This window comes from Shewanella sp. YQ_9, assembly GCF_043103185.1.
Taxonomy (GTDB): domain Bacteria; phylum Pseudomonadota; class Gammaproteobacteria; order Enterobacterales; family Shewanellaceae; genus Shewanella; species Shewanella algae.
The window spans coordinates 26134-40824 of record NZ_JBICJO010000026.1; the positions used below are offsets into that span (position 1 = coordinate 26134).

Consider the following 14691-nt stretch of genomic DNA (forward strand, 5'->3'; position numbering starts at 1 on the left):
CTTATTTTCCTCACTTGCATCCGGCGATAGCTTCCTCGGCATACTGACGGCTTTGGCCGTCCAATGCCAGAATATCCGCTATGGAATTTAAAGGCGATTGCGGCACACGCGCCAAACAAGCTTCATTGACCCGGGCGATATCGGTAAAGCCGATTTCCCCTTTAAGGAAGCTGGCGACGGCCATTTCATTGGCTGCATTAAGCACTGTAGTGGCTTCCTGGCCCGAAGCGCAGGCACTCATTGCCAGCTCCAGACAGGGATAGCGGGCAAAATCCGGCTCACAGAAGCTCAATTGTCCGACTTTGAAAAAGTCCAAAGGTTCAACCCCGGAGACAATTCTCTCTGGATAGGCCATACAATGGGCTATCGGGGTGCGCATATCCGGATTACCCAGCTGCGCCAGCACGCTGCCATCCTGATACTGCACCATGGAGTGAATCACACTCTGGGGGTGGATAACCACCTTGAGCTGCTCGGCACTGGCGTTGAAGAGCCAGCGCGCCTCTACATACTCAAGCCCTTTATTCATCATGGTCGCCGAATCGACAGAAATTTTAGGCCCCATGGACCAGTTGGGATGCTTGATAGCCTGGGCCGGCGTCACACTCGCCAGACTGGCAAGATCGGCGCTCAAAAATGGCCCGCCTGAGCCGGTGAGCAGAATCGATGAAATCCCTGCACCTTGAAGGTTGCAATAACCCAGCTGTTGCTGCACGGCTTCCGGCAGGCATTGGAAAATAGCGTTGTGCTCGCTGTCTACCGGCAGCAGAGTCGCGCCCGATTGGCGGGTGGCTTCCATAAATAAGCGCCCGGACATTACCAGCGCCTCTTTGTTGGCCAGCAACACTCGCTTACCTGCCTTGACTGATGCCAGTGTTGGTATCATACCGGCGGCGCCAACTATGGCCGCCATCACGGTATCGACCCGGCTGTGAGTCACCAGCTCAAGTAGTTCGGACTCGCCGGTACTGACCCGGGTATCCGAGCCGGCACCCAAACGCTCGGCCAATGCCTTGGCCGCTTGAGGGCAAACCATATGGGCAATTTCAGGTCGGTGGATCGCACACAACTCGGCCATCTTGTCCACATTGGTATTGGCCACCAGCGCATAAACATGATATGCCGCCGGATTATGTTGGATCACACTGAGGGTACTGGCACCAATTGAGCCAGTCGCTCCTAAAATCACCATGTTTTGCATAGCACTACATCCAGAATGCAATATAGATAAGGGTAAAGACGGGCAAGGCTGCGGTCAGGCTGTCGATGCGATCCAGCACACCACCGTGGCCGGGCAATATGGTGCCCGAGTCTTTAATTTTAGCGGCGCGCTTGAACATGCTCTCGGACAGATCGCCAAGCGCCGAGGCAAGTGCGGTAAACAGGGTCACGGCAACCAGCAGTCCAAGCTCCTGTTCGGGAGAGAAATAGCTGACCCCGGCCACTACCACCATGGTGGTCAGCAGGCCACCCAGCAAACCTTCCAGGGTCTTGGCCGGGCTGACATTGGGCATGAGTTTAATCCGTCCCAGCGCCTTACCGGCAAAGTAGGCCCCTGAATCAGCGGCCCATACCGTCAGCATCACCAAAAACACCAGGATACCGCCAAAATAAGGGTCAGCAGGACTGCTGAGCGCTTTGAGGGCTATCAGGGAAGCGAAACAAGGTAGCAAGGTCAACTGGCCGAACATGGACTTGAGCATAGGGCTGCCCTGCCAAAGTTTGGCGCTGCGGGGATAGGAGATCACCAGCACCAGAGAGAACAACCACCAACAGGCACCGATAAGAATGATGGCCAGCATAATGGGGTGTAACTGGCCCCTGGACCAGACGGCATCGGCCGGAACCAGAAGATTAATCGCCACCAGCACTATCGCCAGGGTAGCGGTAAAACTCCATTGAGTAACCTCACAGCGGCTGTCGATAATGCGGCCCCATTCTTTTGCCGCAATCAGAAATACCGCCACCAAGGCCCATGAAAAATAACTTGCCGGGAGCAAAAAGATAGCCCCCATAACTAGTGGGATTAACCAAATTGCTGTTATTATTCGTTGTTTTAGCAAAAAATGTCCCTCGTAAGATGTTATACGCTGCGTATTTCTTCTATCTGACTTCCGGTCAGACCAAAACGACGCTGGCGGCTGGCAAAAGTCGCCACTGCCTGGCGAAACGCCTGCTCATCAAAATCCGGCCAAAGGGTGTCGGTAAAGACCAACTCGGCATAAGCCGCCTGCCAGAGAATAAAATTACTGATGCGGTAATCCCCGCCCGTACGGATCATTAAATCAACTTCATGTTGATTTTGCATGCACAAATGTTCTGCCAAGGCCTCTTCGCTGAACTGACTGCTGGTCATTTCACCGGATTCTACTTTTTCGGCCAGTTTACGAGCAGCTTGCATTATGTCCCAGCGGCCACCGTAGTTGGCGGCAACATTGAGGATAAGCTCTGAATTGGCGGCGGTTTTCTCTTCGGCTGCGCGGATCTGCTTTTGCAGCCTCTCGGAGAAGCGGCTGGTATCACCTATGATGTTCAGCCGGACACCGTTTTGGTGCAGCAGTTTGATTTCCCGGCGCAGCACGGTAAAAAACAGTTCCATCAGCAGGCTGACTTCCTGATCCGGACGACGCCAGTTTTCACTGGAAAACGCAAACAGGGTCAGTGAACGTACCCCGAGTTGCCTGGCGGTACTCACGGCGCGGCGCACAGCCTTGACACCGGCCTTATGGCCTATGACTCTGGGTTTACCCTGGGCCTGAGCCCAACGGCCGTTACCATCCATAATGATAGCCACATGCTGCGGGATAGACTGCTTTACCAGCTCTGAAAGCTGCTCCGGTAAGCACTCAGAGGTCAGGCAGTCGCCGGTGCTGGTTGGAGTCGTAGGATCGGCTTCCATATTGGATGACATCTGAATAAACAACCCTTATAAATAGACAAACGCCGCGTAGTATACCCCTACACGGCGCATCAACTCTAGTTTAGCGAGTCAATATCAGACTTCCATCAATTCCGCTTCTTTTGCGGCCAACAGCTCGTCTATCTTCTTGATATGTGCGTCAGTTATCTTCTGCACTTCCTCTTCGCTACGGCGTACATCGTCCTCGGTACACTCTTTTTCCTTCTCCAGGTTCTTCACCGCAGAGTTGGCATCACGACGAACGTTACGCACAGCCACGCGGCCGTTTTCGGCTTCGGCGCGAACCACTTTAACCAGATCACGACGACGCTCTTCGGTCAGGGCCGGCAGAGGGATACGGATAGTGGCACCGGCAGACATAGGGTTCAGGCCCAGATCTGAGCTCATGATCGCCTTCTCTACGGCCTGGATCATGCTACGGTCGAATACGTTAACCGCCAGAGTGCGGCTGTCTTCAACAGAGATATTACCCACCTGCTTGAGCGGGGTCATGGTGCCGTAGTAAGACACCTGGATAGAGTCCAGCAATGCAGGGTGAGCACGGCCGGTACGCACTTTGGCCATTTGCGCCTTGGTGGCATCTACACACTTGTCCATACGAACCTGTGCATCTTCTTTAATCGCATCAATCACGTTAAATGTCCTTTTTGCAATCAGTCGGTTATTTCGTTTTGATCAGCGTGCCTTCGGCTTCTTCACCCATGATCACCCGGCGCAGTGCACCTGGCTTATTCATATTGAAGACCAATATAGGCATGTCGTGGTCACGGGCCATGGTGAAAGCGGCCAGATCCATGACTTTCAATTCTTTATCCAGAACTTCAGTGTAACTCAGTTCATCGTATTTGACGGCTTCGGGGTTCTTCATCGGATCATCCGAATATACGCCGTCAACTTTAGTGCCTTTTAGCACGACTTCTGCTTCAATTTCAATCCCTCTCAGGCAAGCAGCAGAGTCTGTAGTACAGAATGGGTTACCGGTACCGGCAGCAAAAATCACCACACGTCCGGACTTGAGCAGGCTGATAGCCTCGGCCCAGTTGTATCTATCGCACACACCATTGAGCGGAATAGCAGACATCAGACGGGCATTAACATAGGCACGGTGCAGCGCATCACGCATCGCCAGACCATTCATCACTGTCGCCAGCATACCCATGTGATCGCCCACCACGCGGTTCATACCAGCCTTGGCCAGTCCTTCACCACGGAACAGGTTTCCGCCACCGATGACCACGCCAACCTGAATGCCGAGCTCAACCAGCTCTTTAATCTCCTGGGCCATACGATCCAGTACCTTGGGATCGATACCGAAGCCTTCTTCGCCCATCAGGGCTTCGCCACTCAGTTTCAGCAGAATACGTCGAAATGCAGGTTTTGGGTTGGTGCTCATCTTTTTCTGTCCTGGTCATAACAAGACCGCAGCGGCTGCTGCGGTCTTGGGAGGGTTAAGAATTGGCGATTAAGCCTTCTTGGAAGCAGCGATTTGGGCAGCTACTTCAGAAGCGAAATCTTCTTCTTTCTTCTCGATACCTTCACCCACTTCCAGGCGGATGAAGTTAGTCACAGTGGCGCCTTTCTCTTTCAGAACTTCACCAACAGTTTTCTTTGGCTCCATAATGAATGGCTGACCAGTCAGAGAAACCTCACCGGTGAACTTCTTCATGCGGCCGGCAACCATCTTCTCAGCGATTTCCTGAGGCTTGCCTTCGTTCATAGCGATTTCAACTTGAACGGAACGCTCTTTCTCAACCACTTCGGCTGGAACGTCTTCTGGGTTAACGTACTCAGGCTTAGAGGCAGCAACGTGCATTGCAATGTGCTTCAGCGTTTCTTCATCGGCTTCACCGGTAACAACTACACCGATGCGATCGCCGTGACGGTAGAAAGCCATTTTGTCACCGTCGATGTACTCAACGCGACGAACATTGATGTTTTCACCGATTTTGGCAACCAGGGCAACACGCGCTTCTTCGAACTGAGCTTTCAGATCTTCAACAGTCACTTTGGCAGCAGCGGCAGCTTCCAGAACTTCGTTGGCGAAAGCCAGGAAGTTGGAGTCTTTTGCTACGAAGTCAGTCTGGCAGTTAACTTCAACCAGAGCAGTGTAACCAGCACCGTTCTTGATCAGGATAGTACCTTCGGCAGCGATGTTACCGGCTTTCTTGGCCGCTTTGGCCGCGCCGCTCTTACGCATGTTATCGATTGCAGCTTCGATATCACCGTTAGTTTCGGTCAGGGCTTTTTTACAATCCATCATGCCTGCGCCAGTACGGTCGCGCAGTTCTTTAACCAGGGCAGCAGTAATTGCCATTGTTAAATCCTCAATTGATAATTCGACAAATTTAACCTGTTGATAATCAGGTATAAAACAGGGGCCATATGGCCCCTGTTAACCAATCATATCTCTTGGTTAATAAGGGTGATGTACTAGCATCGCACCTTATTATTCAGCTTCGATGAAACCGTCTTCTTCAGCTTGAACAGCCAGGTCCTGACCACGGCCAGCTTTGGCAGCAGCAGCTACAGACTCAGCATACAAACGGATTGCACGCATAGCGTCGTCGTTACCAGGAATGATGTAGTCAACGCCATCTGGAGCAGAGTTGGTATCTACTACGGCAACAACTGGGATACCCAGATTGTTGGCTTCTTTGATAGCGATGTGTTCATGGTCGGCACCGATAACGAAAATGGCGTCTGGCAGACCGCCCATGTTCTTGATACCACCCAGAGACTTCTCAAGCTTTTCCAGCTCACGGGTACGCATCAGCGCTTCTTTCTTGGTCAGCTTGTCGAAAGTACCGTCAACAGACTGGGTTTCCAGATCTTTCAGGCGCTTGATTGACTGACGAACGGTTTTCCAGTTGGTCAGCATACCGCCGAGCCAGCGCTTGTCCACGTAGAACTGCTCGCAAGATACGGCAGCTTCTTTGATGGCTTCACTGGCAGCGCGCTTGGTGCCTACGAACAGGATTTTACCTTTCTTGGAAGCAATGTTGCTGATGAAAGCCAGAGCTTCATTGAACATTGGCACAGTGTGCTCGAGGTTGATGATGTGTACACCGTTGCGGGCGCCGAAGATGAAAGGCTTCATCTTCGGGTTCCAGTAACGGGTTTGGTGACCGAAGTGTACACCGGCCTGGAGCATATCGCGCATTGAAACTGTAGTCATTTTCTATACCTTAATTTAAGGGGTTAGACCTCCACGCATCCCATGTCTTCGACCCTTTGGCCAAGCCGCGGGCACCCCGAAGAATGTGTCGATACGTGTGTGATTTAGTATTTGAGTTAAATGCCATGTATAATGGCCGCCATCTTTACTCTGACCTGCCAACGAAATGGGATCACCCACCGAAGGCAGCCCGACTTGAAGTCAATTCGAACTCGTAGAGTCGTCAGCTCAAAGTCACTTAGAGTCAAACATAACGGCGCGCTTTATACCATAAATCGCCGGCAAACACAAATTTTTTACCGCTCATATGTCGGCCTTAAACTCAGTTCAAAGCCGCGCCAGGAGCGTTATTTTACCGTTTCACAAACAAGTTGGATTGGCCTTGGCCAAGACACAGGTTATTAAGAGAAAACCCCCATGAGTATAGTCATCAAGACAGCAGACGAAATTGAGAAAATGCGTGCCGCCGGTAAGTTGGCCGCCAGTGTACTGGAAATGATAGCCCCGCACGTCAAGGCAGGGGTCAGCACCAACGAGCTCAACGATATCTGCGCCAAGTACACGGAAGAACAAGGCGCCATCTCTGCGCCGCTCAACTACCATGGTTTTCCCAAGTCCATCTGTACCTCTATCAATGAGGTGATCTGCCACGGTATTCCCAGCGATCGCGTGCTCAAGGACGGCGATATTCTCAATATCGACATCACTGTCATCAAGGATGGCTATCACGGCGACACTTCCAAAATGTTCCTGATTGGCGATGTCAGCCCAAAAGATCGCCGCCTGTGCCGTATCGCTCAGGAAAGCCTCTACGCCGCCATTCGTAAAGTTCGCCCCGGCATGCAGTTGGGTGAAATTGGCACCACGGTCGAGAAGTTTATCAAGGCCAGCAAGTCAGGCCTGGACAAATATTCGATAGTGCAGGATTACTGCGGTCACGGTATCGGCGCCGGTTTCCACGAAGAGCCACAGGTAGTGCACTACAAAAACAACGACAAGACCATACTGCGTCCAGGCATGTGCTTTACCATTGAGCCGATGATCAACGCCGGTCGCCACACTTCTGTATTGAACAAGGATGACGGCTGGACTGTCACCACCTCAGATGGTAAAAATTCAGCTCAGTGGGAACATACTCTGTTGATCACCCAGACCGGCGTAGAAGTTCTGACGCTGCGCGCTGAGGAAGATTTCCCGAGGATCATCAATCACGCCAAATAAGGCGTCACCCAAGGAATAGAATGAGCACAGCGCTGGCAGCCAAAACGGCACTTTGTGAGCAGAATCAAGCCCTGTTTGACAGGTTTACCTCGCGAGAAAAGATAGTCGAACTGGTTACCAGCCGCTGTCGCTTTGTCGATAAGCAGCTGATTGAACAATGGCAAGCACAGGGGCTGAATGATTATCCCATCGCCCTTATCGCCGTTGGCGGCTATGGCCGCGGCGAGCTGCACCCCTATTCAGACATAGATCTGCTGTTTCTGGTGGATGACAACCTGGACCCGGCAGCCGAGAGCAGGCTCAGCGCCTATATCGCCTTTCTCTGGGACGCAGGTCTTGAAATCGGCCACAGTGTCAGAACCCTGGGCGAAACCCTGCAGCAGGGTCGCCAGGACATCACCATAGCCACCAATCTATTGGAAGCCAGGCTGCTTACCGGCCCGGAAATCCTGTTTGATACTCTCTACGACGCGATTCGCGAGCACCAATTCTGGCCATCGAACGAGTTTTTCAACGCCAAGCGCGATGAACAGCGCGCCCGCCACGCCAGGGCCAATGCCTTCGATCTTGAACCCAATATCAAGACCTGCCCCGGCGGCCTCAGGGATATTCAAACCATAGCCTGGGTCGCCATGCGCCACTTCGATGCCGCCAAACTCGAAGAGTTGGTCGGGCACGGTTTTCTGGAGCAGGCCGAACTCGAAGAGCTGCTGGAGTGTCAGCACTTCCTCTGGGAGCTGAGATTTGCCCTGCACCTGGCATCAGGCCGTGACGAAAACCGTTTGCTGTTTGACTTGCAGCGTCAGGTCGCCGGCTTGATGGGCTACGAAGATGCCACCCAACTGGCGGTCGAGCAGATGATGAAGCGCTATTACCGCACAGTACGGCGGGTGATGGAGCTCAACGAGATGCTGCTGCAACTGTTCAAGCGCGCCACCCTGGGGCACACCCAGGCGCTGGAAATCCAGCCTATAGATGAACACTATCAGCGTCGCGGCCGCTTTATCGAGGCGCTGGACTTGGCACTGTTTGACGATCCGGAAGAGATCGTCAGGCTGTTTTTGCATGTGGCCCGAAATTCCAACATTCAGGGAATTTATGCCCCGACTCTGAGGGCACTTAGAAGGGCCAGACGCGCCCAGCCGCAACCTCTGATGGCCTGGGAAGGCTGCCGCGGGGTATTTATGGAAATCCTCCGCCACCCTCGTGGCATTGCCGCCCTGTCGCTGATGCACAAACATGGGGTGATGTCGGCTTATTTGCCTGCCTGGCGCGCCATTGAGGGCCAGATGCAGTTTGACCTCTTCCATGCCTACACTGTAGATGAACACACCCACAGGCTACTGCTCAATATCGACAAATTTGCCCAGGCAGAACAGAAAGAGGAGTTCCCACTCGGCTCTGTACTGATCAATCAGTTGCCGAAAAAAGGGCTTCTGGTCTTGGCGGCCATTTTCCACGACATCGCCAAGGGGCGCGGCGGCGATCACAGTAAACTCGGCGCCGTGGATGCGCTGGAGTTTTGTAAACTCCATGGCCTCAACGACCACGACGGCCGCTTGGTCAGCTGGTTAGTGGAGAATCATCTGTTGATGTCGATTGTTGCCCAGCGACGGGATATTTCCGATCCGGAAGTAGTCGCCGACTTTGCCGACAAGGTTCGCGATGCGGTGCACTTGAGTTACCTCTACTGCCTGACAGTGGCCGATATCTGTGCCACCAATGAAAAAACCTGGAACAACTGGAAGGGCTCCCTGCTGAGGGATCTCTATTTTGCCACCCAGAGGGTGCTCGCCCGCGGCAAAGAAAAGCCGGTGGATATTCGTGCCCGGGTGCGGGAGCATCAGGCCAAGGCCAAGAAAGAGTTGCTGCGGCGCGGCTTCAAGGAAAAAGCCCTAGATCAGCTGTGGCAGAGATTCAAGGCCGATTACTTTTTGCGTCATCAACCCAATCAAATCGCCTGGCACGCCGAGGCGATTCTCAAGCACAAGCAGGATGAGCCGCTGGTGATGGTATCCAAACACACCACCCGTGGCGGTACCGAGCTGTTTGTCTATTGCCAGGACAAACCCAAGCTGTTTGCCACTGTGATGGCGGTGCTGGACAACAAGAATATCAATGTTCATGATGCCAACATCATGACATCCAAGGACAACTACGCCCTGGATACCTTTGTGATCCTCGAACAGGACGGCAAGGCGGTTAGTCAGCTGTCGCGGATACAAAGCATACGCAAAACCCTTGGCAAAGCGCTCAGCGGCGAACAACCCAAGATCCCGCGCTTTCGCAAGTTGTCGCGCAAGATGAAACCTTTTAAAGTTCCGACTCAGGTCAGTTTCCTGCCGACCCGCCGCCATGGTACAAGTATGATGGAACTGATAGCCTTGGATAGCCCGGGCCTGCTGGCCAAGATAGGTGAAACCTTCTATCGCTGTGATGTCACCCTGCTGGCGGCCAAGATCACCACGATAGGCGAGCGCGCCGAGGACTTTTTTATTCTACAAACCAATCAGGGACTGGCACTGGATGAAGCCCAGCAAAACAGGCTGAAAGAGTCACTGATCAGTGCCCTGTCCCAATTCGGGACCCCAACAACCTAAGTAAACGGGAGAAACCAATGGAGGCTTTACGCCAACGTATTGAGGCGGCTTTTGAAGCTCGCGCACAGATAAGCCCAACCACAGTTGACGCCGAGCTGCGCGCCGATGTGGAACGAGTGATTGACATGCTGGACAGAGGCGAGGCCAGAGTGGCCGAGAAACTGGACGGCCAGTGGCATGTGCACCAATGGCTCAAGAAAGCCGTTTTGCTGTCTTTCCGTATCTTCGACAATGGCGTAATCGATGGGGCCGAAACCAAGTATTTCGACAAGGTACCACAGAAGTTTGCCGACTATGATGAAGCCCGTTTTCGCGCCGAAGCCATACGTGTTGTGCCACCCGCTGCGGTGCGCAAAGGCTCTTTCATCGGTAAAAACACTGTGCTTATGCCCTCTTACGTTAACCTGGGCGCCTATGTAGATGAAGGCACCATGGTCGACACCTGGGCCACGGTTGGCTCCTGTGCGCAAATTGGTAAAAACGTGCATCTCTCCGGCGGTGTCGGTATTGGTGGCGTACTCGAGCCGCTGCAGGCCGGCCCAACCATTATTGAAGACAACTGCTTTATCGGTGCCCGCTCTGAAATCGTTGAAGGGGTAGTGGTCGAGGAAGGCTCAGTGATCTCCATGGGGGTCTATATCGGCCAGAGCACCCGCATCTATGACCGCGAAACCGGTGAAATTCACTATGGCCGGGTTCCAGCAGGTTCTGTAGTGGTGTCAGGCACTCTGCCCTCCAGCTGCGGCAAGTACAATCTTTACGCCGCCATCATAGTCAAAAAGGTAGACGAGAAGACCCGCGGTAAAGTGGGTATCAACGAACTGCTGCGGATGGTCGACTGACCCTTGCCCTCGAGAGCTGACCTAGAGCAATAAGCGCTTTAGCAGGTCAGCAACCCCGTCTATGTGTCTGTCTGCTCTGCCCATAAGGGCGCGGGCAGACACATTTACTTACCAAGAGACAAACTTCCACACCTTGGGACACGCCTTGCCCAAGCAGCAACAACTGCTGACAGAAAGCCTCTATTCAATCGCTGGCAAATGCCCCTGCTGCGACTGTACTTAAATGGTACTTGAAGCATCCCCAAAAGGAGCAAGCCATGAACCTTTGCCAACGTACCCGCACCGGCGCCGTATTACTGGCTGTCGCCGGCCTGAGCTTCGGCTCTCTCAGTGCCCAGGCGGCAATGGATCCTTATATTGAGCAGGCGTTGATCCAGGTCTGTAAGTCCAGTGCCAGCAACAGCATGATAGCGTTTTCCAACACCCTGCGTGAGTACCGGATCAATGAACAGCGAGTGTTCCCCCGTCTGGTGTGCAATGGTGAGTCACTGCATCAGTTTGCCATGAGTCACGGCGCCGATCGCACCGCCAAAAAGATTGGCCGCTTCCTGCCCGGCAAAGTGACCATTTCCGATATGGCCATGATCCCAGAGGAGGAAAAACTCTACGTGAGTTTCCGCTGAACCTACTGAGCCCAAAACACTCGGGTTAAAACACCAAGGTCTTGTTGCCGTACACCACGACCTGTTCATTGAGTACCAGTGCCAGAGCCCGGCTGAGAACACTTTTTTCCACATCTCGGCCGGCTTTGGCCATATCTGCCGCACTGTAACTATGATCCACAGGGATCACATCCTGCTTGATGATAGGTCCCTCATCCAAGCAGTTATTCACAAAGTGCGCCGTGGCACCAATAATCTTCACCCCGCGCTCCCACGCCTGACGATAGGGATTGGCGCCGATAAAGGCCGGCAGGAAGGAGTGATGAATATTGATGATCTTATTGGGATACTGCTCGACAAACTCAGGGGTGAGTACTCGCATATATTTGGCCAGTACCAGGTATTCAGGCTGGTAGCCGGCGATAATCTCCAACATGGCGCGCTCGTGGGCGCTGCGATCCAACCCCTGATGACAGACGTGATGAAAAGGCACCTCAAACTTGGCCGCCAGCGGTGCCAGGGTGTCGTAGTTGGCCACTATGGCGGCTATCTCCACATCGAGAGCACCATAGTAGGTTTTCATCAAGAGATCCCCGAGGCAATGGGCCTCCTTAGTCGCCAGCACCACTATGCGCTTGCGTCCGGCATCCACCAGTTTCATATGGTTTTGCTTGGGCAGGACCTCGGCCAACTCCTTTAGCAGCTTAGTTTCATCGAACTCGCCTTCAAGTTCGGTACGCATGAAAAAGCGCCCCTGCTGATTATCGACAAACTCGTTGTTCTTGATGATGTTCAGTCTGTGCTGAAAGCATACCCCGGTGACTCTGGCGATAAGCCCATATTCATCGGCACAATCAATCATCAGTATTTTGCGTGGCATATCGGCTCCTGTCGCTGCATCAAAGTTTGAATATGCCACAGTCTCGCCGCTGGCGCGCTTAAAATTTATTCATCAAAAGCAGCCCGTTATCTCCGGCTTGCCTGGCGACTGTCCAAATACTTTTGCAAAAGCCCTCTCAAGGTCTCGGCCTTGGTGCCAAACACCACCTGGACGCCCTGCCCTACCACTATCACGCCCTTGGCTCCCAATCCCAACAGGCGGGACTTGTCCACCAGCTCTGGGCGTTCGACACTCAGGCGCAAGCGGGTCATACAGGCGCTGAGATTGCGGATATTGGCGGCGCCGCCGAGCGCGCCTATCATGGCCAGCAGATTGCCGCCCGAGGCGGTTTCCGGCTCCAGCCGCCCCGGCGTCTTGAGATTGAATGCCATAATGGAAGCGCGGAAAATCAGATAATAGATGACTGCGGTCAAGGGGCCCAGGATCAGAAACCAACCGGCGTTGGCAGATTGATGCCACAGAAGGGCAAAATCCAGCAAACCGTTGGAAAACACCAATCCATAGTGAATGTCGAGCCAGATACAGACAGCATAAGCCAGCCCGGTCAGCAGTGCGTGCACCAGATACAGCAAAGGCGCCACAAACAGGAAGGCAAACTCAATCGGCTCAGTCACCCCGGTAAGCCAACTGGTTGCCGCCGCCGACAGCATGATGCCGGCCACCCGATTGCGTTCACTCTTGTCGGCACAGCGCCAAATCGCCAGGGCCGCCGCCGGCAGGCCCCACATCTTGATGAGATAGCCACCGGCCAGATTGCCGGCCTGGGGATCGCCGGCGAGGTAGCGTGCCACTTCGCCTCTGAGCCATTCACCATCCTGATAATACTGCCCAAGCTCCAGGTAGAAAGGCGCATTCCAGATATGGTGCAGCCCAAGTGGCAACAAGAGGCGCTCCACTGTGCCATAGATGGCAAAGGCCAGCTGCGGCTTTTGATACACAGCCCAGTTGGAGAACACCTCAATATAGTGAGCCAAAGGTGGCCAGATAAGCGCCAGCAAATAGGCCAGCAACACAGCCAACGGCAACATCAGCAACGGCGCGCTGCGGCGTCCCTCAAAGAAGGAAAAGATAGCCGGCAAACGCAAGTGACGACTCATGGCCATCGCCAGGCAGGTCATCACCCCAAGCAACATACCACCGGCAATACCTGTATCTATGGTTTCCACTCCGAGCCAGACTGAGGTGTGCACGGGGTTTTGCGAAGCCAGCAGCGATAAGGTGGAACTGAATACCCCAAAGCCGAACGCCGCACTGAAGGCAGCAATCCCCTGATCGCGACAAAAGCCTATGGCAATGGCGATGGCAAACAGCAGCGGCATCATAGTGAAGATGAGATTGCCTGTGGTGGCAAACAGCTCATTGAGAGAAGGAGACAAAATACCTGTCGGCGTACTGGCCAGGCCTTTCATCACCCCGGCAGCAGGCAGGATAGCTATGGGGACAAGCAGCGCCTGACTCAGGCGCTGGGCAAACTTAAACCAATGTTGTGAAAAGCCTTTCAGGCGCCCGGTTCTGTTTTCAGCAGGGGTAGCCAGTTGTTGAGCCATGCTTGAGCCTCGACCTCGGGTTCCATGGTTTCGCAGGCATCAATCTCCAAACGCTCACCGACACGTTTGGCACCAAGCTCCGCAAACAGTTCATCCAATTGTTTACCTGCGCCGCAGAAAGTCTCATAACTCGAGTCTCCCAGGGCAATAACCCCGTATCTAAGGTCTGGTAAGTAAGGGGCCGTGTCTTTCAGTTCCAAAAACCAGGGCAAAATATCATCCGGAAGATCCCCTTGGCCGGTAGTGGAAGAGACCAGCAACAGATACTCATCGGCAGTCGGTACATATCCTTTAAGCTCATGACTTTGCCAAAGTTTGGCATCCACACCATGAGTCTGGAGCTGCTTCAGGAGTGTCTCGGCAACAAACTGGGCGTTACCATAGACAGTTCCAAACACCAGGTTCACTTTTTTCATGTTATACTCTGCACCTCGGAGCCAATATTCATTGTTCTCCACCATACTGTATCGTCTGCTTGTGCTGCAAGCACAAGCATCAACAGACACCAAGCCGACACGCCACTGGCGATAAGGAAACGCAGCGATGCGACAGAGCAGCAGGCAGAAACTTCAGAAGCAACACCAAAGGGCAACTCATGTCCGCCGTATGTGTTACTTCAGAGCCGCTCAACAAGACCAACACCATGCCCACTATCCACTCGACGCCTATCGTCCCTTACTTGACATGATGCACCAGCGCACCAATAAAGACGAAACCTAAGGAAGGTGCGAACAAGTCCCATGTGTGCTCTGCGTCGGCTTACGGGTCTGGATGCAAGGCGTGGTTCGCAGCAAATGGCCCTAGTCCTTTGCAAGAAGCACAACATAGCAGGCAGGTCTGTAAGCCACGCCCTTCGGGGCTTTCACAGCAACCGGCTCTCTGC

At 53.5% G+C, this 14691-nt stretch carries 15 protein-coding genes; 5 read left to right on the top strand and 10 right to left on the bottom strand.

Features of this window, described 5'->3' with window-relative positions:
• Positions 1-10: 10 nt before the first annotated feature.
• From ispC to rpsB, 7 genes are all read right to left on the bottom strand, one after another.
• Positions 11-1201 carry a 1-deoxy-D-xylulose-5-phosphate reductoisomerase gene (gene ispC, locus ACF8D4_RS07335; RefSeq protein WP_044734897.1) on the bottom strand — a complete coding sequence of 397 codons (1191 nt, stop codon included), beginning with the start codon at positions 1199-1201 and terminating at the stop codon, positions 11-13.
• A 4-nt stretch (positions 1202-1205) separates the two neighbouring features.
• The gene (locus tag ACF8D4_RS07340) at positions 1206-2063 is read right to left on the bottom strand and encodes a phosphatidate cytidylyltransferase (protein ID WP_044734898.1); all 858 of its coding nucleotides are present in this window, start codon (positions 2061-2063) and stop codon (positions 1206-1208) included.
• A gap of 20 nt (positions 2064-2083) precedes the next feature.
• Entirely contained in the window at positions 2084-2911 is an 828-nt protein-coding gene (gene uppS / locus ACF8D4_RS07345; protein WP_028779852.1) for a polyprenyl diphosphate synthase, read from the bottom strand.
• Between the two features lie 84 nt (positions 2912-2995).
• On the bottom strand, positions 2996-3553 hold the full coding sequence (frr, locus tag ACF8D4_RS07350) for a ribosome recycling factor (RefSeq protein ID WP_025010981.1): 558 nt from the start codon (positions 3551-3553) through the stop codon (positions 2996-2998).
• 28 nt (positions 3554-3581) lie between these two features.
• Positions 3582-4313 carry a UMP kinase gene (gene pyrH, locus ACF8D4_RS07355; protein WP_025010980.1) on the bottom strand — a complete coding sequence of 244 codons (732 nt, stop codon included), beginning with the start codon at positions 4311-4313 and terminating at the stop codon, positions 3582-3584.
• A 69-nt stretch (positions 4314-4382) separates the two neighbouring features.
• Positions 4383-5234 carry a translation elongation factor Ts gene (gene tsf / locus ACF8D4_RS07360; RefSeq protein ID WP_044734899.1) on the bottom strand — a complete coding sequence of 284 codons (852 nt, stop codon included), beginning with the start codon at positions 5232-5234 and terminating at the stop codon, positions 4383-4385.
• Positions 5235-5366: 132 nt separating this feature from the next.
• Positions 5367-6095, bottom strand: a complete 729-nt coding sequence (gene rpsB, locus ACF8D4_RS07365) for a 30S ribosomal protein S2 (RefSeq protein ID WP_025010979.1) — start codon at positions 6093-6095, stop codon at positions 5367-5369.
• A 417-nt stretch (positions 6096-6512) separates the two neighbouring features.
• On the opposite strand from rpsB, the gene map reads away from it, so the two are divergent.
• The 4 genes from map (at position 6513) to ACF8D4_RS07385 (ending at position 11381) form a co-directional block, all read left to right on the top strand.
• Positions 6513-7316: a type I methionyl aminopeptidase gene (gene map, locus ACF8D4_RS07370; protein WP_028779850.1), complete on the top strand. Its 804-nt coding sequence runs from the start codon at positions 6513-6515 to the stop codon at positions 7314-7316.
• 20 nt (positions 7317-7336) lie between these two features.
• Positions 7337-9916, top strand: a complete 2580-nt coding sequence (glnD, locus tag ACF8D4_RS07375) for a bifunctional uridylyltransferase/uridylyl-removing protein GlnD (protein ID WP_109248336.1) — start codon at positions 7337-7339, stop codon at positions 9914-9916.
• 17 nt (positions 9917-9933) lie between these two features.
• Positions 9934-10758, top strand: coding sequence for a 2,3,4,5-tetrahydropyridine-2,6-dicarboxylate N-succinyltransferase (gene dapD, locus ACF8D4_RS07380; RefSeq protein ID WP_028779848.1), 825 nt, complete (start codon positions 9934-9936; stop codon positions 10756-10758).
• Positions 10759-11015: 257 nt separating this feature from the next.
• Positions 11016-11381 carry a DUF3718 domain-containing protein gene (locus ACF8D4_RS07385; protein ID WP_025010977.1) on the top strand — a complete coding sequence of 122 codons (366 nt, stop codon included), beginning with the start codon at positions 11016-11018 and terminating at the stop codon, positions 11379-11381.
• A gap of 25 nt (positions 11382-11406) precedes the next feature.
• Here the strand turns inward: ACF8D4_RS07385 and purU are convergent, their stop codons facing one another.
• The 3 genes from purU to ACF8D4_RS07400 form a co-directional block, all read right to left on the bottom strand.
• Positions 11407-12240: a formyltetrahydrofolate deformylase gene (purU, locus tag ACF8D4_RS07390; RefSeq protein ID WP_044734902.1), complete on the bottom strand. Its 834-nt coding sequence runs from the start codon at positions 12238-12240 to the stop codon at positions 11407-11409.
• A gap of 86 nt (positions 12241-12326) precedes the next feature.
• The gene (locus tag ACF8D4_RS07395) at positions 12327-13808 is read right to left on the bottom strand and encodes a PTS transporter subunit EIIC (RefSeq protein ID WP_045283557.1); all 1482 of its coding nucleotides are present in this window, start codon (positions 13806-13808) and stop codon (positions 12327-12329) included.
• Positions 13760-14224: a flavodoxin gene (locus tag ACF8D4_RS07400; protein ID WP_028779863.1), complete on the bottom strand. Its 465-nt coding sequence runs from the start codon at positions 14222-14224 to the stop codon at positions 13760-13762. Before ACF8D4_RS07400 ends, ACF8D4_RS07395 begins: the two co-directional genes overlap by 49 nt.
• A 127-nt stretch (positions 14225-14351) precedes the next feature.
• Here ACF8D4_RS07400 and ACF8D4_RS07405 point away from each other — a divergent pair, with 127 nt between their 5' ends.
• Positions 14352-14528 (top strand): hypothetical protein, encoded by a 177-nt coding sequence (locus ACF8D4_RS07405; protein ID WP_099049524.1) that lies wholly within the window; start codon positions 14352-14354, stop codon positions 14526-14528.
• Positions 14529-14691: the final 163 nt, after the last annotated feature.

Bases quoted from the DNA above. Each gene is read 5' to 3' on its own strand.
- ispC (WP_044734897.1), bottom strand. From the start codon at position 1,201: ATGCAAAACATGGTGATTTTAGGAGCGACTGGCTCAATTGGTGCCAGT.
- uppS (WP_028779852.1), bottom strand. From the start codon at position 2,911: ATGTCATCCAATATGGAAGCCGATCCTACGACTCCAACCAGCACCGGC.
- pyrH (WP_025010980.1), bottom strand. From the start codon at position 4,313: ATGAGCACCAACCCAAAACCTGCATTTCGACGTATTCTGCTGAAACTG.
- tsf (WP_044734899.1), bottom strand. From the start codon at position 5,234: ATGGCAATTACTGCTGCCCTGGTTAAAGAACTGCGCGACCGTACTGGC.
- rpsB (WP_025010979.1), bottom strand. From the start codon at position 6,095: ATGACTACAGTTTCAATGCGCGATATGCTCCAGGCCGGTGTACACTTC.
- map (WP_028779850.1), top strand. From the start codon at position 6,513: ATGAGTATAGTCATCAAGACAGCAGACGAAATTGAGAAAATGCGTGCC.
- glnD (WP_109248336.1), top strand. From the start codon at position 7,337: ATGAGCACAGCGCTGGCAGCCAAAACGGCACTTTGTGAGCAGAATCAA.
- dapD (WP_028779848.1), top strand. From the start codon at position 9,934: ATGGAGGCTTTACGCCAACGTATTGAGGCGGCTTTTGAAGCTCGCGCA.
- ACF8D4_RS07385 (WP_025010977.1), top strand. From the start codon at position 11,016: ATGAACCTTTGCCAACGTACCCGCACCGGCGCCGTATTACTGGCTGTC.
- purU (WP_044734902.1), bottom strand. From the start codon at position 12,240: ATGCCACGCAAAATACTGATGATTGATTGTGCCGATGAATATGGGCTT.
- ACF8D4_RS07395 (WP_045283557.1), bottom strand. From the start codon at position 13,808: ATGGCTCAACAACTGGCTACCCCTGCTGAAAACAGAACCGGGCGCCTG.
- ACF8D4_RS07400 (WP_028779863.1), bottom strand. From the start codon at position 14,224: ATGAAAAAAGTGAACCTGGTGTTTGGAACTGTCTATGGTAACGCCCAG.
- ACF8D4_RS07405 (WP_099049524.1), top strand. From the start codon at position 14,352: ATGCGACAGAGCAGCAGGCAGAAACTTCAGAAGCAACACCAAAGGGCA.